Genomic DNA, 1,599 nt, shown 5'->3' on the forward strand with positions numbered 1-1,599 from the left:
AACGGCATGTTGTACGCCGAACCCGCCGCACCGAACCGACCCAGGAACCACAGCCGACGCTGCGCAAACGACAGAGGAATCATCAAAACTCCATAGGAATCACGTAACCGGGGGAAGAACCGCGCCAACCAGCCGTTATTGGGCCGTGGTGGGCCTGGGTCGCGGTGTCAGAGCAGGCCGCTTGGGGGTCTGCGGCTGCGCTGTGTGTGAAGCGATGCCGGCCACGGTGGGCGTGTCGAACATCGCGCGAATGGGCAGCTCGACACCGAGCTGGTTGCGAACGCGGCTGACCAGCCGCGTCGCCAGGATCGAGTGACCACCGAGTTCGAAGAAGTCGTCGTCGATGCCGACCCTCTCCAGCCCCAGCACCTCCGCGAACAGGGCGCAGAGGACTTCCTCGTGCGCGGTGCGCGGTCCCCGGCCACTACCCGCGGCGGGCACGTGAGCCGGCACCGGGAGCGCCTTGCGGTCGAGCTTCCCGTTCGCCGTCAGCGGCAGCCGGTCCATCATCACGAACGCCGAAGGCACCATGTGGTCGGGCAGCATCGTCTGAAGTCGTCGGCGCAGCCTGGCCGGATCGGCTTCGCAGCCCTCGGCGGGCACGGCGTAGGCGGCGATCCGCTGGTCACCGGGGCGGTCCTCCCGCACGATCACGACGCAGTGGACGACTTCCGCATCGCCGCCGAGCGCGGCCTCGATCTCACCGAGCTCGATCCGGAACCCGCGCACCTTGACCTGGTCGTCGGCACGGCCGATGAATTCCAGGCCGCCGTCGGTGGTCCAGCGCGCCACGTCCCCGGTCCGGTACATGCGCCCACCGCCCGGAGCGAACGGATCTGCGACAAACCGTGTCGCGGTGAGCGCCGCCCGATCCAGGTAACCACGCGCCAGGCCGGCTCCCGCAACGTACAGCTCACCGGCCACGCCGACCGGGACCGGGCACAGCAGGTCGTCGAGCACGTACGTGCACAGATCGCCGATGGCCCGGCCGATCAGGCTGCCGGCCCCGGCGCCGGTCATCTCCTCGGTCAGGGGCAGGTAGCTGACGTGCACCGTCGTCTCGGTGATCCCGTACATGTTGACCAGGATCGGAGCGTCGGCGGACCTAATCTCGTACCAGTCCGCCAGGGCGGGCAGGTCGAGCTTCTCCCCGCCGAACACCACGTGGCGCAGCACAAGCATGTCCGCGAGGTCGCGGTTCTCCTGCGCCGCCCGGGTCAGCTGCCGGAATGCGGACGGCGTCTGGTTGAGGAACGTCACCCCTTCCTTGACGAGCAGTTCGAGGAAGCTCACGGGAGACCGGCTGTCGAGCTGCGGGACGACGACCAGTCGGCCGCCGTGGAGGAGTGCGCCCCAGATCTCCCACACGGAGAAGTCGAAGGCGTAGGAGTGGAACAGTGTCCACACGTCGTCCGGACCGAACGAGAAGACTTCCTCCGTGACCGCGAACAGCCGGCAGGCGTTTCGGTGGGTGACGATGACGCCCTTGGGGCGGCCGGTCGAGCCGGAGGTGTAGATCGTGTAGGCCGGGTGGTCGGGATGGATCCGCACACGCGGATCGGTCTCCGGCAGACCGTCGAGGTCCGGCAGCGAATCCAG

The 1,599-nt window shown here is 68.3% G+C and carries 1 protein-coding gene; it reads right to left on the minus strand.

All coding sequences use genetic code 11. From position 1 onward, the window contains the following. Nucleotides 1-135 precede the first annotated feature (135 nt). A partial coding sequence (locus ACFC1X_RS40735; protein ID WP_376364821.1) for an amino acid adenylation domain-containing protein occupies nucleotides 136-1,599 on the minus strand: 1,464 nt, incomplete at its 5' end.

Source organism: Streptomyces sp. NPDC056128, assembly GCF_042263835.1.
GTDB lineage: Bacteria > Actinomycetota > Actinomycetes > Streptomycetales > Streptomycetaceae > Streptomyces.